Below are 25,935 nucleotides of genomic sequence, written 5' to 3'. Positions count from 1 at the left end.
ATCCCTGTTAAGCAAAATATATGCAAATAAAAAAGACTTACAGAAATGTAAGTCTTTTTGGCTCCTCCTGCTGGGCCCGAACCAGCGACCCTCTGATTAACAGTCAGTCTATTATATTTACTACTTATTTGCATTCCTTTTCATTTAGTTGATTTTTAATTACTTATCTAATTTTGTGTTTGCATTTATTATCAAAAATTTTCATCCTTTTAGAGAAATTGTTGCAGCAGAAATTTAATCTTATTTTTAGAATGTAAGGATGTAATTATTGCAATTGGTGTAATTGGATACTTTCATATTTAAAGATAGTAATATTCTTATCATACGCTACCATCAAAGAAATCTCTTTAGGAATAAGCAAGTTTGATTCTTCAATCTTTTTGATGAGTATGTTTACTACGTTCTTTCTTATCTTGTATTTTACTCTCATTAAAATATCTGCATTGTAGAATAGAATTACAGAAGCAGAAATCTTAAGATCGAACAAATTATCAATTTGTCCAAAAAACTCATGTGGTTCTAATGATAAATTGTTCTCAATAAAATCAAAAGGAGGAATCGGAATTATGTCAAATTCTCTTTTGCATGCTTCTTCTCCTATTTCAAATTGCAATACGTCGTTTATATTTAAAAGAGAGCCACTTCAAATTTCAATCTATATGTTCTTTAATTTTGAGCCTTTGCAATCAACATACTTTTTCCTAAAAACTTTAAAATAGATGATAGTTTATATAAATCATAATCAATAATATCTCTATTTCCCTCTATTACTGCGCTAATGAATTCATAGTCCTCTACAATACTTCCAATCGTCAACTCCTTAGGATCTTTATAGACATCATATAATTCAGTATCAAGTATATTCCAATATAAATCTTGATCAATAAATATAGTTTCATCAATTATGTCTAATTTATCTATTAAAATTTTTTTAATATCATGAATTTTTAATTCTAAATTATTTTCCATTGAGTATATTATTTATATTTCTATGAAATGTTTTTAGCTCATGTTGCAGGTGTTTAATTCGACTTTGGATAATTTTATTTTGAACAACTTCATTAGGCGCTTTTTTGAGAATACCAACATTGTCATCTTTGTCAGGATTTAGCATATATTTTGTTAATTTTGACTGGTGCTCAATTATTAAGTTTTTAAAAGACTTTTTGATTTTATTGATTCTTTAGATAGTAATATTTTTAGTCCTTTTCCTACACCAGCTGGTCCAATAGGGACGTCACCTGTTATATCTTTAATTTCATGCCATTTGCCATATGAATAAATAAGTCTTGCTTCATGAATTGATCCCAGGTCCAAAACTCCTTGTCAAATGCATTATAGTTATTTGTTGTATACGTTTGCCATTGTTTTGCATTTTTAGGACAAGTAGGGCAATCCCCATCATCGTTATCTTCTACTGCTGTCTTTTCCGCATGCATTGTATGGTTAAGCCCTGCTACAACCCCGCCAATCAAAGCTCCCTGCCAGAAATTACCACCTGTAAGCTCAGAACCTACACCGCCCAACACCATACCAGATACTACTGTTCCTGCTACACTGTTGGCAAAACTACCTGCAAGACCTCCAAATAAAGAAGCTCCACTGGCAAATCCGTGAGCAAAATTTGCCCCCTGCATCATAGATAAAATACCTTGTGAAAAGCCATGTACCAATCCCTGAGCCATAGCACTTGCCACTTTGTCTGTCAAGGTAAGCACAGTTCCTGCGGCGGGGACAAATTCAAATTATTACATTTTTTCTATTTTCTCCTTGAGTTCATCCGCTTTTTTAACGTTTTTCTCAACACCAATTCCATTTCTGTAAATTTCTGATAGCATTGACATACAATCAATATCATTTAATTTAGCTCCTTTTTCCAAATATTTTAATGCTTCAGATTTTGCCTTTTCATTTATTTTCGCAAAATCTGTAATATCATCATACTCATTGTTGTTATTCATTGCAATAATATTTATAAAAACCTGACTATAGCCATCCCCATTGTGGTATTTATCTGCCATAATAAGAGCATATTTATGTAATTCTTTATAATTGGACTTGTCCTCATAATGAATTATAAGCCTAGTAAATGAATTGGGATCTCCTTTGCGAATCACATTTTTCTTATATTCTTCTAATTCATCTTTTTTAAAAATAGAAGCTGTGTCTACAATAATGTTTGCCGTATCTGGTTTATCCGGTAAAGCAGAATCTGTATTATATGTATCAGCATTTTTCATAATATTTTCTTTATTCTTGTTACTGCAATTAATTGCAAAAATCAAAAGCACTAAATAAATTATTGGTTTTTTCATTTTCTATATCTATCGTATATACCTGTTATATTTTGTCCATTAACAAAGTTGTTCCATCTTCCGGGATTGATTAAATTATATTGTCCTGCAACCCCGCTCCACGAACCATTTCTCGCAGCAACAAAATAATTATTAGGAGCCATAACCGAAGAAAACATAAAAGCCCGCGAAATTCTACTTGCAATACCATTAGTCGTTCTACCAGTGTTGCAAGACATTAACTCTATTTTTATAGCACCTCCGTTTTCTCTGTAATTTTTCCAGCTTGGGCTTCTTTCCATTAGAACTTCATCAAATCGATTTGTAGTTTTTATCCATTCACCATTTGGCCCTTGTATACCTTTTGCATTTCCGTGAGTATAAATTCTCACTGTACCTTCCGGAACACCTGGATCGTTTTGTGCAACTTTATAGAGACCTCCGTCTTTTTCATTAAACCAATTTAATACATCTCCTTTATTATCATTAGTCGCTCCTCCAGAACTACTATCAGCATCAGCATAGTCTACCCAGCGACGACCCCGCCAATCAATGCTCCCTGCCAGAAATTACCACCTGAAAGCTCAGAACCTATACCACCTGCTACTGCACCAAAAGCAATTGTCCCTACTGCACTATTGGCAGCATTGCCCGCTACAGCTCCGAAGGCAGAAGAGCCTAAGCTTCCAAATTTACCAAGCTATACCTTGAACTTGCTCTATTTTATTGATTTTCTTAAATTGTACAAAACCATATTTAGTTTGGAAATTAAATTTTTTCAATTCTTTATTTTTCCAAATGAACTTTGAATATAATAAACTTTTATCATGATAATAATTTTTTATGTAATAATTCCCTAAAACAAAATCATTGAAAACCCTACTCTGGTTCTCTTGAAAAGGTATTCTTCTTTTTAATTTATTATATTGAATATAAATATCATGATCATTTATTGATACTGTAATTTGATCAAGTCCGATTGTGTTTTCAAACATATAAGTATTACCATCTTCATACAACATAAATTTTCTGTACTTATTAATTTCATTATTTTCCATTTATAAATTATTTAAGTGTTGTATGTTTCCAATACTTTGGATTTAAATAAATATGAGCATTGGTCTTTTTATAAAAATTATTAAGATTGATATGTGTTCTATATCCTATCTTTGGAGAAGGTATATTGTGTCTTTCAAACCTGAACATGAAGTTTTTAGCTTGATTCATCCATTTTATAGAAAAAGTAGTTTGTCCACCTGCTCTGTAAACTAATTTTTCAAACATAAATGTTCCTTTTGATAATACACTCAACCCTTTAAATACCGCACCTCCCACAACATAATCTTTCATTATATCAAAACTCGGATCATACAAAGCTCCTCCGGTTCCCTGATTATAATGTCTGAATCCGTATCCTTCAAATGTTGAATTAAGCTCTCCTCCTTGTGTTGTAGTAACTTTAACGCTTGTAGAACCTATTACTTTTCCATTGTCATCATACATATAATCGGTTTTATCTCCTCCATTATTATTGATCTTCTTGCCATTTTTATCATAGCCATTGTCAGGTTCCATATCACCTAAGTGCATGGTGTGGTTCAATCCAGCGACAAATCCTCCGATTAAAGCGCCCTGCCAGAAATTACCACCCGATAAAGCAGAACCCGCACCTCCTGCCAGAGCTCCAAAAGTAATTTACCAATATAGCAACTCTATTATTTTGTAATATCTATATCTTCTAAAGATTTGTCTTTTATAATCTTTGAAAGATCTTTAAAAGATATTCTTTTGATAATAGTATCTTTTTTTAAATCTTGTATAAAATATTTCAATTTTTTCTTACTTACTTTTTCTGGATTCATAGAATAAGTAGTATCTACAGAAATCAATAAATAATCATTTTTAAATTTACACTCGACTAATCCACTATCAATAATTAGTTCATTATTTTTCAATAATCTATTTTGCCTTCCTCCCTCATGCAAAACTTCATAGCCTAAAGGTAGTTTTTCAACTTTATCAGAATTGTTACAAGAAAATATTGTAAAAAAGATAATTGTTATAAAAATTGAGTATTTCATATAATTAGTATTTAGGTCCTCTTTCAAAATTGTAGACTCTTAGCATTATAGTATTTATACCTTTAAAATTTATTTGAAAATCAACTCCTCCTTGTCCTGCATACCATTTACCAACAACTGTTGCTGCATTTCTGAAAGGACTGTCCATAAATTTTCCGTGTTGCTCAAAATTATATGTGTCCGATAGTATACTTACTTGATTATTTCCAAGATATTTAACAGTAATATTTCCTAAAACTCTACCATCACTTGATCTTGTTAAAGTTTGGACATTATATGTTTTTCCTTTAACCCACCCCTTGGTATCAACAAAGTCTAAATATATTTTACTTGCATCTAAGGTGACAGCCTGCCCCCTTTCCTTTTCTATACCAATTGTTTGCTTCACCTAAGTCCATTTTTCCATCGCCATCTAAATCCCAAGATTCTTTCTTCTGCTGTGGTTCTTTTTGAGTCAATTCATTCCCAATTTCGTGCATTGCGTGATTCAACCCTGCAACCGTACCCCCAATCAAAGCACCTTGCCAGAAGTTTCCTCCTGATAAGGCAGAACCTGCACCACCTGCCAGAGCTTCAAAAGTAATTTGTCCTATGGCGGAACTGGCAGCCCCTTTAGCAATGGCTCCAAATGCACTGGCTCCTAAGCTTCCCAAAGCTCCTGCAATAAAAGCCTGTCCAAAATTATTACCCTGCATTAAAGATAATGCGCCCTGCGCTACGGCATGAGCTCCAGCCTGGGCCAGTACCCCTAGAGTTGTACTCGCAAATTCCATAGCCGCCTGATAACTAATCGTTGTGGTAAATTCCTGCATCAATTGATACAGGAATTTGGTGCATTAAGCTCTTCAAAAATGCGATTATTTGGACTTAAAATGTTTTATTATTTGGAAAAGTCAAGGAAAACACAACATTATAAAAAACAAATAAAAACTCATTCCAAAATCTAAAATAATAGTTACTATTAAGCTGAGAAGTGGAACACATATAAGCAAGATGCCAAGTATTAAATGATTAGGGCTTTTTATAAAAAAAGGAGTTTTATTTCTAAACCGATATTCATCACTATACTTGCGAGAATGCCAATCCTCAAAATCCTCTATGAAGCTGTCATCTTTTTCTTTGTTTTCTTCAAAATCTTTTTTACTCATTTGATGATGTTTTTGCAATTATATTGGAAAAAAGAATTACAAATCTGATCTGTCAGGAGTAATGTTTAAGGTGTTTATTTTCTTATTAAATAAATTAAAATAATAAATATTATCCGTATCATCATTTTGTTGATAAAAGATTACATCTTGTACATTTCTTATAATATTGTAATGATAGCCTGTTGATGGGAAAATAGGATATTCTTTTTTAACCTTTAGGTCTAACATAACCAATTGATATGATGATGCACATAATATATTTTTATTTGTTAGTACCACAGGATTACTATACATAGTAGAATTTCGCAAAGTGTCATTTTCAATCATAATTTTACTAAGTGGGTTCGAATTGTTTACCCCCAATTTAGTATTGAACAAAAACAAACCGCTTTCATTTGGTTCTCCTTGTCTGGAAATTAATAAACAATCTTGCCCCAAGCTTAAAATTTCTCGCATAGAATATGAATTTAAATTTGAAATTCTCTTTGATTTCCAAGTCATTAAATCTAATTCATAGATATCAAAATCATGATAAGATTTTGGTACAATTGGAGAATATGATTGAAAAGCCTTTGCTTGTAGATAAAATATTTTATTTGATGAAAATGTATAATCAGATATAAATCCACTATCAACTTTAATTTTATGAGTGATTTTATGAGTGATTATATTGTAAAAATGAAATTCAGGAGCTAATTTGTTGCGAGAATAACATAAAGCAACTATAGTCTTACCATTATCAATATATTTAGGATTAACATAGTTTCCCAAACCTTTAAAAATAACAGATGCTTTTCCGTTATTAATGGGTTTAGTAAAAATATGGTATAGTGAATCTTCTTTGTAAGAAAAAACTATATTTCTAATATCGGGCGAAATATCAAAACCATTTAAACGTGACTCCTTCTTATCTTTATTGCAAGAATATAAAAAAAATAATAAAAATATATAAAATAACTTACTCATCTTATCTTCGAGGTATTTGATTAATAATAGTATTATAAAAATGATTAACTTTAGTATTAATATTTATTCTTACAGATTTTTGATAATCAATACTTTTGAAGGCTGCATAAACTAATCTAGCCATATTATAAGTTCGTTGAGATATTTTTTGTCCTGTAATAGGATCTATTTGTCCTTTTTTATATCCATTAATAACATTCTTAGCATCCTTGGCTAAAGTCATATCTGCATACGCTATTGATTTTTCGAATAATGCTCCTTTTACTCCTCCTGTACTTGCCTCATAGTAAGCTCGATCATGTTTGAAAGCGGCTTGGTCAACTGCGTCTAGAGGTTTTAATCCAGCTCTAAGTAACTCATTTGGATCTATATCTGGTCCTGGTCCTATATAATTTGAACCAAAATAAGCTTCTCCATTATAGACAACATCTTTCCCATCTCCTAACCAATCATGAGTACCTTTACCAGGCTTACCCGGTCCGCCCTCCATATGCATAGCATGATTCAATCCAGCTACCGTACCCCCAATCAAAGCACCTTGCCAGAAGTTTCCTCCTGATAAGGCAGAACCTGCACCACCTGCCAGAGCTCCAAAAGTAATTTGTCCTATGGCAGAATTGGCTGCCCCTTTAGCAATGGCTCCGAATGCGCTGGCTCCTAAGCTTCCCAAAGCTCCTGCAATAAAAGCTTGTTCAAAATTATTACCTTGCATTAAAGATAATACGCCCTGCGCCACGGCATGAGCTCCTGCCTGAGCCAACACCCCTAAAGTTGTACTTGCAAATTTCGTAGCAGCCTGATAACCAGTTATTGTGGTAGATTCCTGTAACAACTGCTACAGGAATTTGAGAAATATTAAAGTGAGTATAATAAGAAGTATAAATTTTTTGTCTCAAAAAAAGTATTAATTCCAAAGAGTAAACAACATCATTTAAGGCTTTAGCGGTATCTTAACATTTATTCTATCCTCAAAAACTTTATAACCTTGTTTTTTCAAATCTTTAATATAATCTGTACAGCCTAATAATGTAGCAGTATACTCATTATGCTTAGACTCAATATCTAAATAGTAACTTTTGTTAGGTTTGATATGGTAAAAAAAGTCAATATTTAAAATAGCCATTTCTACTACTAAAGACTCTTTCTTTTTTAATAGTATAAAATCTTCTTTACAATCTTCTAAGTCTCTCGAATAATAGCCTTTTGGGATCATCTTTTCTGGACGACTGTATAATTCATTACATTCATATACATAAGTTTTACCCCGAAAACCTTGAGGATCTATAATATAATTATTATTTGTATGATTTACAATTTTGTATTTGTATGTTATATTTGCATCAAGATACCTTTCCATCGATACAGCTGAATCCATTAAGAAAATTTCTACATCTTTTCTTTTATTTATTTTTATTTGGGAAAAGTAAAGTCCGAATATAAACATTCCAAAAAAGCAATAAAATCTTTTCATTTTTTATTATTTTATGAGTAAGAAAGAGGGTACATATCCCATTTTTACTTTATTATTATAACCTTCCGCATCCATAGTTCCCGTCCATTTGTGTTCTTCAAAATATGCTCTATACTCCATGATATAGGTAATATTAGGTAATTGCCAAAATGTCTTATAAAATCCTGAAACATAATCAATAGAATGTCTCATTTCATGTATAAATATAGATGCAAGTCTATAATTGGTTTTTGAAAGAAGGCCTGGTGCTAAAATTACTTCTCCTTTGGCGTTTGTAATTCCCCAAGCAGCGCCTCCTTGGCTATGTTTTAAAGTTCCTCTCGTAGTAATTGACAATTTAGAATTGTCTCCTTTTTCCCATTGTGCAATAGTTTTTCCATCTGCAAATTCTGCCCATTGTGCACTTTGATCCCAATATTCTTTGAAAATAGTTTTGTAAGTATTTAAAGTCGCTTGATTTGCCTTATCAGTTGGATTTACACCATTATCTGTTAAAAATTTTGTTAGCTTTTCTTTATATTCAGTCATAGCTGCAACTTTATGCATCGCATGGTTCAACCCTGCGACTGTACCACCAATCAAAGCACCCTGCCAGAAATTCCCTCCCGATAAAGCAGAACCCGCACCTCCTGCCAGAGCTCCAAAAGTAATTTGTCCTATGGCAGAATTGGCAGCCCCTTTAGCAATGGCTCCGAATGCGCTGGCTCCTAAGCTTCCCAAAGCTCCTGCAATAAAAGCTTGTCCAAAATTATTACCCTGCATTAAAGATAATGCGCCCTGCGCCACGGCATGAGCTCCTGCCTGAGCCAGTACCCCTAAAGTTGTACTTGCAAACTCCTTAGCAGCCTGATAACCACTCGCTGCGGTACTAAATACACCTCCTATTCCAGCAGTCACAGCCCCGCTTATTGCCCCAAAGGTAATAGACTTCAGGAAACCGCCCCAGCTCCAGTTACTGGAGAAAGACGCACTCATTATATAAGAAACAGCGCCTATAGCCGCCCCAATAACTGCTGCTGTAGCTACTGTTCCCCAAAAAACAGGCAGGGCAGCAAAAATGGCAAATACAAACTCTCCATTGGGATCATTATAAATCAGAGGATTATTCATTACATACCCATACTTATTATAATTTTGAGTATTGTAAGGATCCTGTATATTTTCATCTGCATTTAAAAACCTCCTCAATAGTGGGTCATATAACCTTCCATTCATATGGATGATGCCTACTTCTGCAAAATGCTCATGGCTTGTATAGCCTCTTTCTAATAATAACGATGTATTGTCAATTATATTTTTATCTGTGATAATAGCCCCGCTTCCTATCTGAAGATGGGTAAAATTACCCCAGGCATCAAAATGTCTTTGTTCCAGCGTATTTCCTGCTTCATCACTGATAGCTAAAATACTTCCTATATAATCTTTATGCAGGAATTTGTAAGAACCGCTATTCTCTGTAAAGTTTTTTAAATATACAATATTACTTTCATAAGGAGTTCCCCCAATATAAAGAATGTGTTTTTCTTTTCCAGTTGTATTATCATTTACCACTTCAAAGCTCCCATCCTCACTATAAAATTTAGTGAATTTACCTTCTGCATCATTGCTGAAATTTCCACCATAAGTTACTTTCTGCCTCATTGAAGTTAATCCATACTGGAAGGCAACATCTCCTTTCATTCCATCAATGAATACAGGATCATTGTTCTCATTATAGGTAATGCTTTGGATCAGATCATTATTATAATTCTGTTCTCCAGTAGCATTTAATGTCATTCCGGTAGGCTGATAGATCTTTGCAGAATTATCAAATTTGATTTTTCCCACCTGATCGTTTTCCAGAATTCTTCCTTTTGCATCATAAACGTTACGGGTTGCATTCTGTACTTTAACTCCTGTTACCGGATTAGTCCAATTGACGAGCCTATTATTGCCATCATAATCAAAGGTCTCTACAATATTAAAATCTCCTCCGGTGGTTCTGCTTTTAAGCTCATTTTTGATCGCATCAAATGAATAAGAGAGCTGTAAAATACTTGGTTTAATTGCCGAAGAATGATTGACGCCAGTCAGGAAGCCATTGGTATCATAAACGTTATTCACATTGGCAGCCCCTAATTTGGCTTTAAGAAGCTGACCTTTAACATTGGTTTCCTGAAGTTCCCACAGGATTTTACCTGAAGTTTTATCTTTTACCTGGTATAATTCACCGTTCCATGCGCTGTATATATTTTCTATCTGTACTTTGGTAAGAATCCCGGAAGAGTATAATTGTTTTTCATAAGATATTACTCTTGCCTTATCGTCATACGTAATTCCTTTTTGAATAAAATATTTACCATTGCTATTTTCCGAGGAAGACAGTAGTCTTCCTTGTGGGTCATAAGAAACATTGGAGCTATACGCTTTACCTTTGGAGGTTCCGGATTTTGAAATAACCCTTCCTTTATTGTCATATGAATAAGAAATGGTTTTATCAGTTGCTTGTCCGCCATCTGCTGTAGAAAGCTCTTTTTGAGTGATCAGTTGTCCTACACTATTATAGGTATATTCTTTGGTTCCTTTCGGACTGGTGATTTTCTTAGGTTGTCCAAAACCATCATATTCATACTTATATAGTCCGTTAGAAGGATCATTGAATTCAGATTTCCTTCCCCAGGAGTCATATTTTGTAGTGACAATGTTTTCGGCATATTGAGCTTTTATCTGCTCACCTGCCGCATTGTAAGAAAATGTGATCGTTCCACCTTTGTCAGTAGTGGTGATAGTGTTTCCCAGAGCATCTGCTGTTTTAGTGGTGATTCTTCCGTAAGCCGCAGGATTTGATTCTTTGGCTGTAGTTGTTAATCCTGAGATGCTGGTCTCCATTTGTTTTCCGGTGAAGGAAGTGGAGGTTATTTTAGCAGGGAATACGCTGTCATCATAGGCAATGGTATTCCATTGGCTAACACCTTGTCCTTCAAAAAAAGGTTCGGACTCTCTTATTTTTCTACCTAAAATATCATACTGGGTAGCTTTCAAAACAAAATACCCCTGACCAAAAGCTTTGGTTGAAGACGTAATTTCCTGCCCTAATGTATTGGTGGTTTTCTTGGAAATATCCCCATCCGGATCGTATTGTGTAATGATCAAATTAGAGAAATAATCTTTTTCGTACTGATACGTTGTCGTTCCTGCTAAATTAGTTTTAGAAGTTAATAATTTACCCCAGTTATCATAAGTATTGGTGAGAATATTTCCTAAGGGATCGACCTGGGTCAGAATCTGTCCCCAATCGTTGTATACAATACCGGTCTGTAATCCTAAGTTGTCTGTTTTTCTAATGACAAACCTTCCTTTAGGATCATAGTCTGCTTTGGTGGTCTGGGTTTGGGAATCAACACTATTACTTACAGTTTTCTGAATGGTATTTCCAAAGCCATCGTAAATATAGGTTTCCTGTAAATAACCAGTATTATCCCTATTCCCTATTTTTAGGGTTTTCAACAGGTTGTTTTCGTAGGTGTATTCTTCCTTAGCAGATTTGGTGTCACCATAAGCCTGTCCTATGTCTGTTTTAGACTTAGGACGTCCGATGTAATAGTCTGCCCCGTTTCCAGAGGGATTGTGAGTATAATCGAAGGTGGAAGTAGTGATGCCATAGCCGTTATTGATATTGACAATACTTTGGGCAGGAAGATAATATTCTCCATAGGTAATGCTGCTTTCGGTAATGTTGCCTGTTAAAAAGTCTTTGGTTTTGGTACTCTTTGGTACTATTGCAGTAACAACCTTGGGTTTATCAGCATTAGCTACCGATGTGACTACTTGTCCGTTCAACAATTTATCGGTTTGATATTGTGTTGATTTGAAGCTTAGTAATTGGGAGTTGTTCTCAGAAATATCCGGAGGAAAGATCATATTTTCGTTATTGGTTCTTATTGACCATTCTTTTACCGGAACAACTTCGTTGAAAGGATCTATCTCTGTTCCACTCCATATTTTGGTGTTTTCAAAGCCATCGGCATACCACGAAGAACGGGCAGTTTGACGAAATCCGATGATACCCTTCCCTTGTAAATTCGCCATATACCCTCTATACCTGAAATCCTGCTTTTTGCCAGACATCCTGATTTGAGTCACTGCATACATCTGGGATAGCCTGTCCATTTCTACATAGGGATACTGCTCTTTTTTTACCGGAGCATAGAAATTGGAGTTCACTACAGGATCAAGCTCTTTATAATCGATATCATACTGAAGACCTGCCTGAAAGATGCTTGAAATATTTTTATCAGCATTCAGATTATAATGCTGGTAACTTATAAGCTTTCTCTCACTATTATCTACGCTCTTTAGTAAAAAAAGTATTTTAGAAGAGCTATTATTCACTCTGAAATCTCCAAATAAAGGACTTACTATTACTTTATCTCTTTGTGAATAATAGAGTTGTTTTTTTGTAAAACGCCATTTAAATTCTGTGTTTCCGGGATTATAATAGGGTTCTGTATAATTATCAATAAACCATGTAGATAATTGATTATTAGCAGCTGCAAATATTACGGTAGAGTTTACAATATCGCTTTTCCCGTCATTGTCTAAGTCGATCAGTCCGGCTTGGGAATAATTTACAAGTGTTGTTGGATTCTGAGATACTTTCTTATAGTACATAAGCCCCTGAATGCTCTCTGATAACGAGATGCCACTATTTAAATAAATAGACCATCCGGTGGTATAGATATCATTTGTTGCATTTTCATGTAAGGGTAAAAGTATTTCAATATTTCGGTCACCATTTAGATCTCCAAATTGAAGTCCATCTACAAGTCCTTTTACGGAATGGATATTTTTCAGATTTAAGATATAGGCATTATTTTGTTTTCTGAGTTCATATTGCCGAACACTGTTCATTGGGGTACTAAAAGTCCTGCTGACAGACGGACCATTTTCATTCATATACTCTTTGGTAAAAAAAGTAACATCTGTATTGGTACCAGTAGGGTCTACAAAAACGATATCCTGCTTCCCATCATTGTCAAAATCCATAATTCCTCCTTTGCTCAGGATATTTTTAGGAGTGGTATCCGGTATAACATGGATGGTGTTGTTTTGTATGTCATCATTATCTACAACCATATACCGATATCCTAATGTATTACAATCCCATCTTCCTTTAGGCGGATCAGGAACAATGACTACATAACGGCATTTTTGATCCTCTATGCCCATAACCAGCTCAGACATCCCATCAGAATCAATATCAACTTCTTTCAGATTCGAAAGACGTGAGACATTGTCACCATTTCCGCTATTAGGATATGTCGGGCTACTGAATTCATAGCTGGAACTCTGTATTGTTTTTGAATATTCCAACACTAAAGGGTTGTTATACGTGTTTAAAACGGACGCATCACTTTTAATGGAGTAGTACTTTAATTCTATGTTCCCTGTAGAGGGAGGGTTATACTCTGAATTAGCCTTGGAGATAATAAGTCCCTGCTTCGTTCTAATATAATTATCCGCCGATTTTATGTTAAATGTAGTAAAGCTGCTGCTTGGCCAATAAGTACTTGAAGAGCCTAAGTAGACAAAAGAAGGATTGCTGCTGTTAATAGCATCAAAATAAATATAGTATCCATCCGGTCTGCCATTTTGCGCAGGCTGCATCACGATAAAATCTACCAATCCATCTCCATTATAATCTCCGGTCGTAACAATATTGTTGTAATCTGCAAAATTACTTTCACTGCTGCTGGTAGTCAATGGCTTTGTAGCAAATGTAACCGGATTGGCGGCATCTCCTACGCTATTACCTTCGGTCACGCTTTTTACAAACTGGTAGTTAACCCTTTTATTGGAATCATTATTTACCGTTTCAACAGAATAGTTGATGGAATAGCTTTTAAACGTTACATTACCTGTCTTAACCACTACAGTGCTTAGAATTTTATCCTGTAGTAAAGGAACTCCCCTAACATAAGATGATTCCTGAACATTTCTGGGAGAATAGTAAAAGTTGATCTGATTATAATGAGCCTTTCCAAGCCCTTCATTGCCTCCCCATTGAATCGTATTAATGGAAGCAGTATTATTACTTTGGGTATAGTTATAGGTAATAAAGTTGCCTTTATTGTCCTTCCATTTTACAATATTATATTCCATCGGAGTCCTTGCCTGACTATTCCCAGAAGCAGCAGCTCCATACCAGGCCTGAGATCCGTCTTCAAAAGTCACCTCCCAATATTCAGGTCCCTGCCATGCTTGTCCTGTAATGGCTCCCACAGACTTTATTTTAATATTGGAGTATTTTTCAGTACCATATTCTGCTCCATCTTTTCCATATTCACCGGATTTAAGAATTAACCTTTGACCATTGAAGCTGTAATAATCAGAATAATCCAGTTGTATTCCCTTAACTTCTCCATCTTTTTCAATGGTCTTTCCTATTCTTGAAATAGCTGTAAGACCAGATAAATTCCAGGCATAGCCAGCAATTCCATTCCCTGCACCACTGGTATAAACCAGATTAACTTGTGGTGCTACACTTTTCACCCCGGGTGGTAAAGCAATGGGTAGAGTGAATTGTAACTGGCCAGCTCCGTTAACCTCAATATTCCCTTTGGTATCATGGAAAATTTGTCCCTGTGGTGCAGTAGTTCCTGATGGATTACTTGCTCCTGCTCCTGAATCCACAGGTCCCCCTCCCGAATTATCTGTTGAAGGCCCAATTTTAGCAATAAAAGGATTGGAAACATCTGCTTTAGCATGAAAACCCTGCGCAAGAACCACTGCCTGCGGATCCTGAACAGTTCTGGATGTGGTTTCTGCCTGATAGAGTATGGTCTGCGAAAAGCCCAATACTGAACACAAGGACAGTATAAATGATAAAATAAATTTCATATTTGTTGTTTTTTGTAAATTGTCCTGGTTAAAAGTTTATCGTTTTGTGATATTTCTGCTGAATATCCTTCCATCTTTTAGGGTAAAACGTACTATATATACACCCCAATCATAGCCTGTCATATTGATCTTCAACTGCTTATTCAGATTAGATAGATTCTGCTGCTGGAATTTCCAGTGTACTGTACTATGCTGGTAGAGTGAAACAGATTCTATGAGCCCATCTACTTCTTCAGTCCAGTCTATGGTCAAAACATCATTTACAGGAACAGGATACAGCCTTATCTGTTCCCAAAAAGTCGCTTCATCCATAATTTGAGATTCTGGCTGAGTTTGAGCTACAGAAACAATTTTAGCTTCTGTTTTTGCTGGTTCTTCTACTGTCTTTCCTGCGGAATTTGTTCCTCTGTATCTTTGGTTACCGGCTTCATCATATTTGAAATACACTTCAGTTTGAGAAAAACCAAAGAAGCCTATAAATAAAGAGAATATCGAAAGTAATTTTGTTTTCATCGGGATTTTTTATTGTTGTTATCGGACAGGTGTAACCCTGAGGGGTTTCATTGGTGATTATTCTTTGGTTAATAGTAATTGCTGAACTTGTTTTTTTAGCTCCTTAATCTCTTTATTCTGCTCAATAGAATATAAAGTAAGCTCTTCAATTTTTTGTAATAATTTAATCTGAAACTCACCCACATTTACTCCATTCATTTCCATCTCTTTTGCAGAGGCAACTTCAGGAAGGTGTTTTTTTTCTTTGATGTGTTTTTCAATTTCCTCTAATTTTGGTAATTTATAATCTTCTTCGAAGACAAAATCTGCGGTTGGAGTGGCAGTAACCTTTACTTCTTTAGCTTCTACTTTACCACCCACTTTCATATTATCACTGAAAGAAGATTTTCCTAATACATCAAGTTTATATTGAGGATTATGTATTCCTACTCCAATATTTCCATTCGCTCGTATGTTGAATAAAACTTCATATTTGGAAGGCTCGGTCAATCCAGATACTGTCATTACACTGGGATTGTTTGGCTGGTATTTTCCATATTTGAGAAATATAAGATCATTACCGTTTCCAACATTATCAGAATCATTTCCAACAAAAAATACATCACTGTCTGCATTCGATACTATTTGCGATCTCCCATGCACTTTTAAATTGATTTCAGGGTCTACCGCACCACCTACTGCAATTTTACCGTCCGAATTTATCCTTAATCTTTCAGTATTGTTTGTCTTAATAATAAAATCTTTACTATCAGATGTTCCTAAAAAATTAGTGCCAGGATTCGTTGCAGAGTTTCCGGTCAGATTCCATGATTGTCCGTAAATAGTTAACGATAATAAAAGACTTGCTGTTAATAAACTTTTTTTCATAATTGTATATTTAAATATTATTTTTTTGTTGCATAAATCATTTTTAATCCTTTAAAAGAGTTGGGAGTTAATACTGTAAAATCGAAAGGCAATAAATCCTGTTTTAGCTCATCTAAACTATATGGATCATGTAGTTCTATTATTATATTATCTACCTTACTAAGCCACTCATTATTATTTTTCAGAAGCGATTGCTCTAAGCCCTCAATATCTATTTTTAGCAAATCTATATGGTCAATTTCCAGTAATTCCATATAACTTTTCATGCTATACGCCTGAACTTTTTCTCCGATTTCTGTTACAGTATCTGAGATTTTAAAGTTATAGGATAAATCAGGAGAAGAAAGAAATACGATTCCATCTTTTGTATCAATAGCTCCATGTTTTGAAATGATATTTTTAGAGAAAGAGACATTTTTTTTAAGGATTTTGTAATTCTCTTCTTCTGCTTCTAAAGCATATATTTTTGCATTTGGATATTGTAAAGAGAAAAAGATAGATGTAAACCCAATATTTGCGCCTAAATCCATTATAATTTTATTCCCAGGTGAAAAAAGCATTTTGGGAATATGATAAGTTTTCTTCCAAAAAATCTCATAAAATATATCAAAATCACCCGAATAAGTTCTTATGGAAAGAGGAATATTATTTCCTGATAAAAGAAGATTGTATTCTACAAGTTCTTTATTTTCCGTACCTAAAAGTTTATTTTTTTTATACGTTGAACTGTATCTTTTAGAGTTTTTTATAAATAGAACAGTTTGGAGAAAAGAGGAATTTATCTTAAAACAAAAGATAGCTTTGGAAAGGATTGTATTTAGTTTACTTATAAGCATCATATCAATTATTTTTGATTTAAATTAGTAAAGTCAAATCTGACCAATTAGCCAATTTCAACCATTCTTTTTTTAGTATTTACAAATATAAAATTTTATAATCACATAAGAGGGAGATACATTGAGTCTATTCAAAAGTAATTTTCTTATTGATCCTAAATTATTATGTTGTAAAGATATTCTCTATAAACGTCAAAACTTGACGTGTTAAAAAAGAATTGTATTTTTTATCCTTGTGTTCTATTTATTTTTTTAAATAAAAACCGCCCCAAGCTAATGGGGCAGTCTATCTAGCTCAAAAACCAATGATAAGTAGAATTATCATTAGCGTTTTCTGAATACCTTTTATAAACTCAAAAGCGTTCAGATTCCTATTTAGGAAAGTATCTATATATGAGGACTTATTAGCTTGGGTAAAAAGGTTGTACACATCCCAGAGGTTTATCCTCCCATCTTCCTGCCTGCAAAAGTTCTTATCCTCGTAATAATCCTTAGCCATCGTATTAATATGACTATCATTAAAATTAAGCAATGGAATATTCTGTTTTTCGGCTTTTGGTAAGTGATGGTACAACCTGTTTCTGCCTATAAGCTGTGCAAACTGATGCTCAGAGAGAGAATCATGGGTAAGCTCTTTCATTTCCAGTAAGTGTAGCTCTGCATTATAATTCTGCATGATTTCCAATGTTTTGGAATACAACTCCTGAGTACCGGATACCCTCATATCTTCCTTGAATCCATCTGTTGATACACATAAATTACAGCATACCTGATTCTGAAAACCGATGAAAAACTTCATTCGTTCCAATGTTTTCTTATTGTAAAGGTTCTCCAAATTATAGCTTCTGACACCACCTATTGTAAGTGATAGTTCATTTCCATTTACTATATCTGTGATACCAGGAATCCTGATGATGAAGGCCATTCTTTCATAGTAAATGGTTTTCTGATGGTCCAATAGATCTTTTACATTTAAGTGTATGGCATCCGGTGTTCTGCCTTTAATCTGGTGTGATACTCTTATCTCCGGTTCTGTAATATTCTGCATAGAAAATACCTTTTGTGCAGCATTCATTACCACATCAATAAACTCCTGATGAGCAATGGTTTTCTCGTTATCTTTGCTAAAGACAGGTATTATGCAGTCATTCTTTAAATGGTAGAGATTAACCGCTTGTGTGTTGGCTTCAATGAAGGGCTTGTATTCATATGGTTTCTCTTCTATTGGTTTGTTTTCCTGGCGAACTTCATTTCTTTGAAGGAAATTGTTATTCTTCTCAGGTCTATATATATTATTTTAATCTTGTTGTGAATCCGCCTGTTCTCTTGGTTTTGCTTCACTTGGAAAAGTACCAGGAACAGAATAATGATGATTTGAATGATGAGCTGTATCAATGTTCATCTTGCTTTCATACAAAGAAATTTCTTTAATATTTTGTGCAGGTCTAAGTTCAAATGCTTCTTCTAATGTAGCTGGTTTTATTTTATTGATGATGTCCATTGGTTGAAAAGTTTTGTGGGTTAGATAATTTGATTAAGAATGATTTTCTGGCTTCATACTCAGGCTTTAATTCCTGCTGAAATTCCGGGTACTGTTTGTAAATAGCCAAAAGTTCTGCAATGGTATTGCTGGTGCTGATTCTATTTAAAATACTTTCTTTACTGATGTTACTGTTAATACCGTATTCTTTAGGGAAGCGCTCATCACCAGGACCAAAATAATTTGTTGAGTTCGGAGAAGTGACAGAGGATTCAGAAGAGGTTGCAAAACTTGCAGTTTCTGCAATTCCAGAATTACACCAGTCTAAAATCATTCTGCCTGTTTCAGAAGTGATAATAAATGCAGGTCTGTTCATAAACAGTCCTGTTCTGTCTTTACTTGCCTTAGCTAAATGGTTTTCATTCACCAATTCAAAATTGATGGTCAATTCATACTCAAAACCATCTCTTGTGATTTCCTTAGTTCCGTGCTTTACTACTTGGGTTTTACCATTGCTTCCAATATCCAAGGAATAGTCTATTTTTCTTCTGGTAGTCGTAATAACATGGCAGGTTGACTGCAATATCTTATTGATAAAAGCCTGATGTCTTGGAGTTACATTAGCCCAGTCTTGAAACCTACCGCCTAATTTCTCGTGAATATCAAGACATCCACCAGTACCATTCCATTCATGACTGACAGAATCAATGATTATGACTTCAATTCCTGACTTCTCACATAGTTCTATAGCCTGAATATATCTTTCAGGGCTGTAAGGAACTTGTAGGTCAAGTACATTGTAGTTTCCTAAGTCTGAATATAGAGAAGCAGAGGAATTCTCTGTATCTATAACAGCTATTTTGCTCCAGTCCTGTGTCATTCTATAAGCTAATAATAAGGCTGACTTCGTCTTACCGAATCCCGAAGCTCCTGATAGTCCTAATCTGAGCTTTACCTGATGTCTTTGTGATTGCTTTAATTGCATAATTTCTAAAATTTAATGGTTAATTTTATGTGAATAATTGTTAATGTTTTTGGTTAAGTGCTTCATTTTTAAACAAAAAAGGTTAATTTTGAAAATCAAAATTAACCAGATAGGCATAGATATGCTGTTTTTATCACGGACTCCTATAAGTCTTACATCAGCTATAGTTCTGAATATTAGATATTTATAGGCTTTAATTCTGTGGCGGTCTTAATAAACAGACCTTAATAGGATGTAAGTTACAGTTTCGTTTTTATTCTTATAGCTCTATTAATTTTGTTATTTCCTTGTCTAGTTCTTCATTTTCAAAATCTTTAAGATAACTCATCGTAATCTGAATATCACTATGCCCCATCATTTCCGAAATCTTCTCAACACTTGTTCCTAAGTATTTCAGCATGGTAGCAAAGCTGTGTCTGGCGACATACGAGGATATATTCCTCTCTACTCCCGCCAGTTCAGCGAGCTTTTTCAATTTCACATTATACCTGGATAATACTTTATGCCGCCGATTGGCAATCTGTTTTGGAGTTAAATCATCTTTCAGCAGTATGGGGAAGACATAGCCGGAGTTTCTGTTGTGACCTTTATAAAAGTCTAATATTTCTTGTATTTTTTCATTGACTTCAATATTGAAGCTATGCTTGGTTTTTGATCTTTTATAATAAATACGGTTGTTGGCAATATCAGACCATTTCAGCTTTGCCATGTCTGCAAAATTCATCCCTCTGGTATAGATAGAAAACATAAAATAGTTATATGCTTCAATTAACGTAGGGTTTTGGCTTAAATCGACATCCTTGATCTTTTTGAAATCTTCAATAGCCAGAGCGATCTTATTATTTTCAGCTTTAATTTTAGAAATTTTGTATTCCTTAAAGGGGTAATTTTCTCTTGACATTACTTTTCTATTAATAGCAATATTAAACAAAGCTCTCAAATGTCTCATCTTAAAGCTGATGCCTCCATTTTCACTGCCTTTTTCCCTTAAATTGACTTTATATTTTTCAATAAGTACTGGGTTAATATCACTGAATGTCACTTTATTTCCTGTACATTTCAGGAAAGAGATTTTAGTATCCTTAAAAGCCTTTGCATAGCCCATTCTTCCAGCTCTTTCAAACTCTTCAATGATTTCATCGTAAAAATCAGCTATTTTACAGTTTTTAATATCAGATTTACCTCTGAATTTCTTTTCAAAGTCTTCAATACTAAAGTTTTTACCTTCATTCTGAAAATCCCTGATAATCTTATTAGCCCTTGCCTTGAAGCTGATAAGCAAATTATTTTCGACTTTATAGTCTGGATGTCCTTTCAGGAACTGTTCATTTTCAAAATGTTCTTTTCTACATTTTAAGCCTAAAGCTATATTTTTTCTTTTCCTGTCCTTAATGATTCTCAGGTAGACCGTGTACAAATTATTAGACATAGGTCTACTGTCAAGTACAATTTTTATACTCGTATTCATATTATAAATGTTAAAATTGAAGAAATAACTGCCCAATGTGATTTAATAAATTGGGCAGTTGGATTAGATATAAGCTGTTGCAGGAACTGCAACAATTGCAGACTTACATTATAATTTTTTGTAAAATCCTTTACATTGTTTTTTGATGATCCTTTTGCTTTGCCACTGAACAAGCTTATCATCTATGGTCCTGGTAGGGATTCCTTTATCATTACCTACTGTAACAATCTGACTTCTGGCGAAAATAATAGGTAATTCATCCAGAATCTCTTCATCTTGTGTAGATAACAATCCTGTTTCCATAGAATCAAAAACATGTTGAGAATGCCTTAAAATTGTCTGTATAAGCTGTAAAGCGATAAGAAAATCTCTGTTTCCGCAAACAATCTTTTCCTTATCAGAGATTGATTCTTTATTCCTCAATACAGTTAAGATCATGGCAATTCTGAACATCATTAATGCATGTCTGTTGAGATTGGGTAAAAATGCTGCCGTATGCAGTTCAACAATATCTTTCCAGATAAAATCCATTGTTTTAATAAAACGTTTGTTCTGGGTTTCAGTAAACTCAAACGTTACCGGCTTATCTAATGAAGAGAGTTTTCCATACAGCTTAAAGATTTCATCAGCGATCTTTTTGAATATGAGATCATTATTTTTAGCTTTTAGCTCAAATACATTCTTAAACTCAGCCAGTTCATCAAAGGAATAAATAATAAACCTTGAATACAGCCCATTTTCTCTGCTTTTCAGAAAAGGCTTCAATTGTCCTGGTGTTCCGCTGATAACCATAGAAAGCTTAGGACTACTGATTTCTTCGTATAAATCCTCTACTTTTCTTGCAATTGAAAGAGGTTCGTGATGGAAGCATTTCCGAAGAACATCGCTATAATTGCTCCAATCATTATTCATCATATTAGAGAGTGTGTCTGCTTCCGATTCCATGATTAAAAGACCATGATTTGAATTACCTAGAAACGAATACAATTCTGAGGTACTGATATTGGCGGGAACAATCTTAACCTGAATATTGGGACAAGCACCTTGCTTGTTATCTTTATTCTTACCTTTTTCTTAGATTCTTCACATTCAGATTTTTCTGTCCTACTGTCTTCAAGTATTGTGTTGTGAATTTTCTCAATTAAGATTCTTGAATAATTCATTACCCCTTTACCACTCGCAGGAGGAGCAATAATTAAGGTGTAGAGATTAGGATAAACAGTATCTCCATCATATAATCCTTTGATATTGGGGAAACAGGTGCTTAATACTCCTAAACTCGATAGTAAAACAATATCCTTTTCTCTACCTGTAAAGTTCTCGGTCAACTTCTTTAATTCCTCCGGTAAGTTGTCGTAAATAACTTGTTCTATAACTCTATTTTTCATGTCCTGATATTTTTGTTAATAATTCCTCTTCTAAACTCGCTACACTTTTATTCCCATTTTGAAGCATCCAGCTATCTAAGTCTGTTTTCTTGAAATAGATTTTACCCCCATTAGGCTTAAAATACCGGATTGCTCTCTGTGAGGTCAGCTTGTATAGTAAGCTTGGTGATACATCTAGGTATGCTAATGCTTCTTTAAAGCTTATAATTTCCTTTTCATTAAAAGCTTGTTTGCTAAGGAAATGTTCATTTTGATTCAACTTATCTTTTGTCATTCTTTTAAATTTTATGAAGTCCTGACGTCATTCAATTTGGACTTCAAATTCGATGGCAAAGAAAAGCCGAGAATACCCTTATAATCAATAGAATTACCCTGACATCAGGGTATATCAGGGTATATTATTATGTGTTGTAGAATTATAATTGAGAAATAATATCGTCTATAAGTTCTTGTTGTGCAGATTTATTATCAGACATATCATACTTTGCTGAAGAAAGTTGTTTTGAAGTAAATTCTGATCCGTCTCTATTTCTGAATACAGTAGCTAGATAATGATTCTCATCATTACGAAAAGAAGCTTTAATATACCTGTTATCCATTAATTGCCTGAAAAGTATACCAGTAAAGGCTTATTGGTTGTATTATTCTTAGAGCTTTTTGCGATCCAGTTGATACCTGTATCTATTTTCTGACCTGTAAATGCTTTGATAAAATCTTCTTTAGTACAAGAGATAAGAGAATAACTGATTAATAGTGAATACAGCGTTTCTAGTTTAGAGATTACGTTTTCTCCTTCTTTTACAATAAAATGAAGAGGTGGGAAACTGGGAAATTGCTCTTTTTTCTTGGGTAATAAGTTCTTCAATGCTTTAAAGCTATTGTTCTACATTGATCCAGAAAGCGATACTTAATCAAGCAAGTCTTTTGTGAATATTGCTGTTAGTTGACTGTTAAGAGTATATAAGTAAGCTGGAACTTTATTTTTGCTTAGCTTTCAAAGAAGTTCAAGAGCTTTATCCACATCAGCAAATCTCTTTGTCAACAGGTTGAGTACCATATTTCTGGTTTCTTCTAAAAATAAAGATTTGTACGGATCTTCATCGTTTTGATAATGGTCTTTCAGTATAGAAACCTGCATATTTTCTTTATCAATACCATTAGGTATGATTCTTCGAGCAAAAGCATCAAGTTTAAATGAATTGTAAAAACTATTTAAATAGGTATCTATCTTTTGAAGATAAATCTCAAGGTTTGTGAATGGATATAGTAGCTCATTGTTCACAATTCAAAAATAATAAAATGTTGCAGTATTGTTGCAGTCAAAAAATAAAAAAAGCACTTACAGAAATGTAAGTGCTTGATTTTCAAAGCTCCTCCTGCTGGGCTCGAACCAGCGACCCTCTGATTAACAGTCAGATGCTCTAACCAACTGAGCTAAGGAGGAATGTCCTTGTTTTTAAGTGGTGCAAATATAGGACGAATATTTATACCCTGCAACTATTTTTAATAAATTTTCTCAAAAAAATTATAAGCCTCCGGTAATCATTTTGAAAATGTCACTTCCGAATATCAGTACCATCAATCCTAACAGGAAGATTACCCCCACCATCTGAGCATTTTCCAATACTTTTTGTGGAACAGGTTTTCCTACAATGATCTCGTACAGCGTAAATAAAACATGTCCGCCATCAAGTCCCGGAATCGGAATAAGATTAAGGAATGCCAACCATACAGAGAACATGGCTGTAAAGCTCCAGAACATCGTCCAGTTAACAGAAACAGCTCCGTCTTTCGATTTCTCTACAGGCATATTTTTAATAATCGCAAGAGGTCCTCCTACTTTTTTATATCCCTGAACTTTCTTGTTGAAAACAAGTTTAAACTGCTTTATTTGATAGGTTAAGCTTTCTATACTTCTGGTAAATCCTCTGCCTATAGACTCTGCGAATGTAAAGTGCTGTGTTGTGGCATATTTTTCCAATTGCTTATAGGACATAATCCCTAAGGTTCCTTCTTTGGAAACTTCAAGACTCAGCGGCTGTACGGTTCCGGATCTTAAAACGTCTACATTCAGTGTTTTTCCTGCATTTTTTGAAACGACACCCTGCAGTTCATCATAATAATTGATTTTCTGCCCGTTTACGGAAAGAATTTGATCTCCCACTTTAAGCCCGGCTGCTGCTGTTTTAGGATTTACAATCGTGTCTATGACAGGAGCATATCTGGGAGTAAGGAATGCTCTTGGGTTGTCATCTCTGAATGCAAGCGCCTTTCCGTCATCATTCGTATTGAAAGTTACTTCTTTACCATTTCTTAAAACGGTAATCTGGTCACTTAATAAAATATCCAAAGAAAGTTTATCTAAGCTGTTCTGAACTTTTCCGTCTACCTTTAAAATTTTATCACCATCCTCAAAGCCCATTGCTTTTGCGATTTGTGTATAATGCATAGGGGCATCTACCTTTGAGGTATCAAAAGAAGATTCACCGTTAAAGTAAGAAAGACATCCGTAGATGAGCCATGCAAGGAAAAAGTTTACCGTAACCCCGCCCAGCATAATAATCAGTCTCTGCCAGGCCGGTTTAGATCTGAATTCCCATGGTTCTGCCGCTTTTTTCAGCTGTGCAGTATCCATGCTCTCATCTACCATACCCGCAATTTTCACATATCCGCCGAAAGGAAGCCATCCGATCCCATATTTGGTTTGTTCGGGGTGTTTTCTCCAGTCGCTGTCAGGAAGCTTTGATATATCGATAGGAACTTCTTCCTTTTTTCCGTTGATCTCTGTAACTTCAGTATCAGGCAAGTTCTGGGAGAAGAATTTATATTTCCATTTTCCGTTGATTTTCTTCATTGAAAAGATAGAAAACCAAGGATCAAAAAACAGGAAGAATTTTTCTGCTCTGGTCTTAAACCATTTGGCCGGTAAAAAATGCCCAAGCTCATGAAGAACTACCAGTATAGAGATACTCAGAATGAACTGGAAGAGTTTTATTGCTATTTCCATTAATAAATTTTAGATTTTAATTTGCAAAGGTAACAATTATCAAAACTATGCCAAATAAAAAAGCCCCCGAAACGAGAAGCTTTGTCATATTTAAAGACGATTGGTTACAAATTGAAGGAAACACCCAGACTTCCATTGTTGCCAACCTCAGCAAAAACACCAATTTTCTCTGTGAAAAAGTAACGGGCTCCAATGTGTGCTCCAATTCCGAAGTCTTTTCCAAGGACCCCAAGATCAACTCCGGGATAAACATCCCATTTTGAAGGCAGGTTTAATGCCTCCTGTAAGTGAAAATTCAGCCTTCCGAAAACGAAAACCCGATTGTCCTTATCATTATCTTTATAATTGTCGAAGTACCCATTGATCCCCGCTCCGACAGATATAAGTTTATTGAGTCCATAATCATAGGTTCCTGTGATACCCGTTCCGTATCCCCAGGCACTTAGGCCCAACTGAATTTTCTGGTCTCCTTTTCCTGTCCAGGCCTGGGCACTGACTGCCGCGCCGCAAAAGAATACCATCACCATAAAAACCAATTTCTTCATAAATTTT

Annotated in this window: 29 protein-coding genes and 1 tRNA gene; all 30 read right to left on the bottom strand. The window is 34.5% G+C overall.

Annotated features, from left to right (window positions below):
- Positions 1-265: 265 nt before the first annotated feature.
- The 30 genes from MUW56_RS09510 to MUW56_RS09365 all read right to left on the bottom strand — a co-directional run bounded on the left by MUW56_RS09510 (position 266) and on the right by MUW56_RS09365 (position 25,928).
- Entirely contained in the window at positions 266-613 is a 348-nt protein-coding gene (locus MUW56_RS09510) for a hypothetical protein (protein ID WP_292012964.1), read from the bottom strand.
- Between the two features lie 53 nt (positions 614-666).
- The gene (locus MUW56_RS09505) at positions 667-969 is read right to left on the bottom strand and encodes a hypothetical protein (RefSeq protein ID WP_292012963.1); all 303 of its coding nucleotides are present in this window, start codon (positions 967-969) and stop codon (positions 667-669) included.
- Positions 970-1,244: 275 nt separating this feature from the next.
- A complete protein-coding gene (locus MUW56_RS09500) occupies positions 1,245-1,718 on the bottom strand; it encodes a hypothetical protein (RefSeq protein ID WP_292012962.1) in 474 nt (157 codons plus the stop codon).
- 30 nt (positions 1,719-1,748) lie between these two features.
- Positions 1,749-2,315 carry a hypothetical protein gene (locus MUW56_RS09495; RefSeq protein WP_292012961.1) on the bottom strand — a complete coding sequence of 189 codons (567 nt, stop codon included), beginning with the start codon at positions 2,313-2,315 and terminating at the stop codon, positions 1,749-1,751.
- The gene (locus tag MUW56_RS09490) at positions 2,312-2,686 is read right to left on the bottom strand and encodes a hypothetical protein (protein ID WP_292012960.1); all 375 of its coding nucleotides are present in this window, start codon (positions 2,684-2,686) and stop codon (positions 2,312-2,314) included. Before MUW56_RS09490 ends, MUW56_RS09495 begins: the two co-directional genes overlap by 4 nt.
- 300 nt (positions 2,687-2,986) lie before the next feature.
- Positions 2,987-3,352: a hypothetical protein gene (locus MUW56_RS09485; RefSeq protein WP_292012959.1), complete on the bottom strand. Its 366-nt coding sequence runs from the start codon at positions 3,350-3,352 to the stop codon at positions 2,987-2,989.
- Positions 3,353-3,359: 7 nt separating this feature from the next.
- The gene (locus MUW56_RS09480) at positions 3,360-3,869 is read right to left on the bottom strand and encodes a hypothetical protein (protein ID WP_292012958.1); all 510 of its coding nucleotides are present in this window, start codon (positions 3,867-3,869) and stop codon (positions 3,360-3,362) included.
- Positions 3,870-4,009: 140 nt separating this feature from the next.
- Positions 4,010-4,375, bottom strand: coding sequence for a hypothetical protein (locus MUW56_RS09475; RefSeq protein ID WP_292012957.1), 366 nt, complete (start codon positions 4,373-4,375; stop codon positions 4,010-4,012).
- Between the two features lie 4 nt (positions 4,376-4,379).
- The gene (locus MUW56_RS09470; protein WP_292012956.1) at positions 4,380-4,763 is read right to left on the bottom strand and encodes a hypothetical protein; all 384 of its coding nucleotides are present in this window, start codon (positions 4,761-4,763) and stop codon (positions 4,380-4,382) included.
- Entirely contained in the window at positions 4,702-5,187 is a 486-nt protein-coding gene (locus tag MUW56_RS09465) for a hypothetical protein (protein ID WP_292012955.1), read from the bottom strand. The genes MUW56_RS09470 and MUW56_RS09465 overlap by 62 nt, the downstream gene beginning before the upstream one ends.
- Before the next feature lie 81 nt (positions 5,188-5,268).
- Entirely contained in the window at positions 5,269-5,523 is a 255-nt protein-coding gene (locus MUW56_RS09460) for a hypothetical protein (protein ID WP_292012954.1), read from the bottom strand.
- Positions 5,524-5,559: 36 nt separating this feature from the next.
- Positions 5,560-6,489: a hypothetical protein gene (locus MUW56_RS09455; protein ID WP_292012953.1), complete on the bottom strand. Its 930-nt coding sequence runs from the start codon at positions 6,487-6,489 to the stop codon at positions 5,560-5,562.
- Between the two features lies 1 nt (position 6,490).
- Complete coding sequence (locus MUW56_RS09450) at positions 6,491-7,321, bottom strand: hypothetical protein (protein ID WP_292012952.1); 831 nt, start codon at positions 7,319-7,321, stop codon at positions 6,491-6,493.
- Positions 7,322-7,420: 99 nt separating this feature from the next.
- The gene (locus MUW56_RS09445) at positions 7,421-7,960 is read right to left on the bottom strand and encodes a hypothetical protein (RefSeq protein ID WP_292012951.1); all 540 of its coding nucleotides are present in this window, start codon (positions 7,958-7,960) and stop codon (positions 7,421-7,423) included.
- A 6-nt stretch (positions 7,961-7,966) separates the two neighbouring features.
- Positions 7,967-14,839: an RHS repeat-associated core domain-containing protein gene (locus MUW56_RS09440; protein WP_292012950.1), complete on the bottom strand. Its 6,873-nt coding sequence runs from the start codon at positions 14,837-14,839 to the stop codon at positions 7,967-7,969.
- Between the two features lie 36 nt (positions 14,840-14,875).
- A complete protein-coding gene (locus tag MUW56_RS09435) occupies positions 14,876-15,352 on the bottom strand; it encodes a hypothetical protein (protein WP_292012949.1) in 477 nt (158 codons plus the stop codon).
- A gap of 57 nt (positions 15,353-15,409) precedes the next feature.
- Positions 15,410-16,219 (bottom strand): hypothetical protein, encoded by an 810-nt coding sequence (locus MUW56_RS09430; RefSeq protein ID WP_292012948.1) that lies wholly within the window; start codon positions 16,217-16,219, stop codon positions 15,410-15,412.
- Between the two features lie 17 nt (positions 16,220-16,236).
- Positions 16,237-17,058 carry an FkbM family methyltransferase gene (locus MUW56_RS09425; RefSeq protein WP_292012947.1) on the bottom strand — a complete coding sequence of 274 codons (822 nt, stop codon included), beginning with the start codon at positions 17,056-17,058 and terminating at the stop codon, positions 16,237-16,239.
- A gap of 292 nt (positions 17,059-17,350) precedes the next feature.
- The gene (locus MUW56_RS09420; RefSeq protein ID WP_292015398.1) at positions 17,351-18,247 is read right to left on the bottom strand and encodes a DUF3871 family protein; all 897 of its coding nucleotides are present in this window, start codon (positions 18,245-18,247) and stop codon (positions 17,351-17,353) included.
- Positions 18,248-18,352: 105 nt separating this feature from the next.
- Positions 18,353-18,556 carry a hypothetical protein gene (locus tag MUW56_RS09415; RefSeq protein ID WP_292012946.1) on the bottom strand — a complete coding sequence of 68 codons (204 nt, stop codon included), beginning with the start codon at positions 18,554-18,556 and terminating at the stop codon, positions 18,353-18,355.
- Positions 18,540-19,520 carry an AAA family ATPase gene (locus MUW56_RS09410; protein ID WP_292012945.1) on the bottom strand — a complete coding sequence of 327 codons (981 nt, stop codon included), beginning with the start codon at positions 19,518-19,520 and terminating at the stop codon, positions 18,540-18,542. The genes MUW56_RS09415 and MUW56_RS09410 overlap by 17 nt, the downstream gene beginning before the upstream one ends.
- Positions 19,521-19,779: 259 nt before the next feature.
- Positions 19,780-20,988, bottom strand: a complete 1,209-nt coding sequence (locus tag MUW56_RS09405; RefSeq protein ID WP_292012944.1) for a site-specific integrase — start codon at positions 20,986-20,988, stop codon at positions 19,780-19,782.
- A 108-nt stretch (positions 20,989-21,096) separates the two neighbouring features.
- A complete protein-coding gene (locus MUW56_RS09400) occupies positions 21,097-21,975 on the bottom strand; it encodes a DUF3987 domain-containing protein (protein WP_292012943.1) in 879 nt (292 codons plus the stop codon).
- Positions 21,960-22,376: a DUF3987 domain-containing protein gene (locus tag MUW56_RS09395; protein ID WP_292012942.1), complete on the bottom strand. Its 417-nt coding sequence runs from the start codon at positions 22,374-22,376 to the stop codon at positions 21,960-21,962. Before MUW56_RS09395 ends, MUW56_RS09400 begins: the two co-directional genes overlap by 16 nt.
- The gene (locus tag MUW56_RS09390; protein ID WP_292012941.1) at positions 22,366-22,650 is read right to left on the bottom strand and encodes a helix-turn-helix domain-containing protein; all 285 of its coding nucleotides are present in this window, start codon (positions 22,648-22,650) and stop codon (positions 22,366-22,368) included. Before MUW56_RS09390 ends, MUW56_RS09395 begins: the two co-directional genes overlap by 11 nt.
- A 324-nt stretch (positions 22,651-22,974) precedes the next feature.
- Entirely contained in the window at positions 22,975-23,241 is a 267-nt protein-coding gene (locus MUW56_RS09385) for a hypothetical protein (protein ID WP_292012940.1), read from the bottom strand.
- A 129-nt stretch (positions 23,242-23,370) separates the two neighbouring features.
- Entirely contained in the window at positions 23,371-23,658 is a 288-nt protein-coding gene (locus MUW56_RS09380; protein ID WP_292012939.1) for a hypothetical protein, read from the bottom strand.
- Positions 23,659-23,746: 88 nt separating this feature from the next.
- A tRNA-Asn gene (locus tag MUW56_RS09375) sits at positions 23,747-23,820 on the bottom strand.
- Positions 23,821-23,901: 81 nt separating this feature from the next.
- Entirely contained in the window at positions 23,902-25,383 is a 1,482-nt protein-coding gene (gene rseP / locus MUW56_RS09370; protein WP_292012938.1) for an RIP metalloprotease RseP, read from the bottom strand.
- A 104-nt stretch (positions 25,384-25,487) separates the two neighbouring features.
- Positions 25,488-25,928, bottom strand: a complete 441-nt coding sequence (locus MUW56_RS09365) for a DUF6646 family protein (RefSeq protein WP_292012937.1) — start codon at positions 25,926-25,928, stop codon at positions 25,488-25,490.
- Between the last annotated feature and the right edge of the window lie 7 nt (positions 25,929-25,935).

This window comes from Chryseobacterium sp. (assembly GCF_022869225.1).
GTDB lineage: Bacteria > Bacteroidota > Bacteroidia > Flavobacteriales > Weeksellaceae > Chryseobacterium.
The sequence above is the reverse complement of the archived record's forward strand: the minus strand, read 5'-3'. Positions and strand labels throughout refer to the sequence as shown.

Coding starts and splice junctions, on each gene's coding strand:
- MUW56_RS09505 (WP_292012963.1), bottom strand. CDS start 969: ATGGAAAATAATTTAGAATTAAAAATTCATGATATTAAAAAAATTTTA.
- MUW56_RS09495 (WP_292012961.1), bottom strand. CDS start 2,315: ATGAAAAAACCAATAATTTATTTAGTGCTTTTGATTTTTGCAATTAAT.
- MUW56_RS09485 (WP_292012959.1), bottom strand. CDS start 3,352: ATGGAAAATAATGAAATTAATAAGTACAGAAAATTTATGTTGTATGAA.
- MUW56_RS09480 (WP_292012958.1), bottom strand. CDS start 3,869: ATGGAACCTGACAATGGCTATGATAAAAATGGCAAGAAGATCAATAAT.
- MUW56_RS09475 (WP_292012957.1), bottom strand. CDS start 4,375: ATGAAATACTCAATTTTTATAACAATTATCTTTTTTACAATATTTTCT.
- MUW56_RS09465 (WP_292012955.1), bottom strand. CDS start 5,187: ATGCAGGAATTTACCACAACGATTAGTTATCAGGCGGCTATGGAATTT.
- MUW56_RS09460 (WP_292012954.1), bottom strand. CDS start 5,523: ATGAGTAAAAAAGATTTTGAAGAAAACAAAGAAAAAGATGACAGCTTC.
- MUW56_RS09455 (WP_292012953.1), bottom strand. CDS start 6,489: ATGAGTAAGTTATTTTATATATTTTTATTATTTTTTTTATATTCTTGC.
- MUW56_RS09445 (WP_292012951.1), bottom strand. CDS start 7,960: ATGAAAAGATTTTATTGCTTTTTTGGAATGTTTATATTCGGACTTTAC.
- MUW56_RS09440 (WP_292012950.1), bottom strand. CDS start 14,839: ATGAAATTTATTTTATCATTTATACTGTCCTTGTGTTCAGTATTGGGC.
- MUW56_RS09435 (WP_292012949.1), bottom strand. CDS start 15,352: ATGAAAACAAAATTACTTTCGATATTCTCTTTATTTATAGGCTTCTTT.
- MUW56_RS09430 (WP_292012948.1), bottom strand. CDS start 16,219: ATGAAAAAAAGTTTATTAACAGCAAGTCTTTTATTATCGTTAACTATT.
- MUW56_RS09425 (WP_292012947.1), bottom strand. CDS start 17,058: ATGATGCTTATAAGTAAACTAAATACAATCCTTTCCAAAGCTATCTTT.
- MUW56_RS09415 (WP_292012946.1), bottom strand. CDS start 18,556: ATGGACATCATCAATAAAATAAAACCAGCTACATTAGAAGAAGCATTT.
- MUW56_RS09410 (WP_292012945.1), bottom strand. CDS start 19,520: ATGCAATTAAAGCAATCACAAAGACATCAGGTAAAGCTCAGATTAGGA.
- MUW56_RS09405 (WP_292012944.1), bottom strand. CDS start 20,988: ATGAATACGAGTATAAAAATTGTACTTGACAGTAGACCTATGTCTAAT.
- MUW56_RS09395 (WP_292012942.1), bottom strand. CDS start 22,376: ATGAAAAATAGAGTTATAGAACAAGTTATTTACGACAACTTACCGGAG.
- MUW56_RS09390 (WP_292012941.1), bottom strand. CDS start 22,650: ATGACAAAAGATAAGTTGAATCAAAATGAACATTTCCTTAGCAAACAA.
- rseP (WP_292012938.1), bottom strand. CDS start 25,383: ATGGAAATAGCAATAAAACTCTTCCAGTTCATTCTGAGTATCTCTATA.
- MUW56_RS09365 (WP_292012937.1), bottom strand. CDS start 25,928: ATGAAGAAATTGGTTTTTATGGTGATGGTATTCTTTTGCGGCGCGGCA.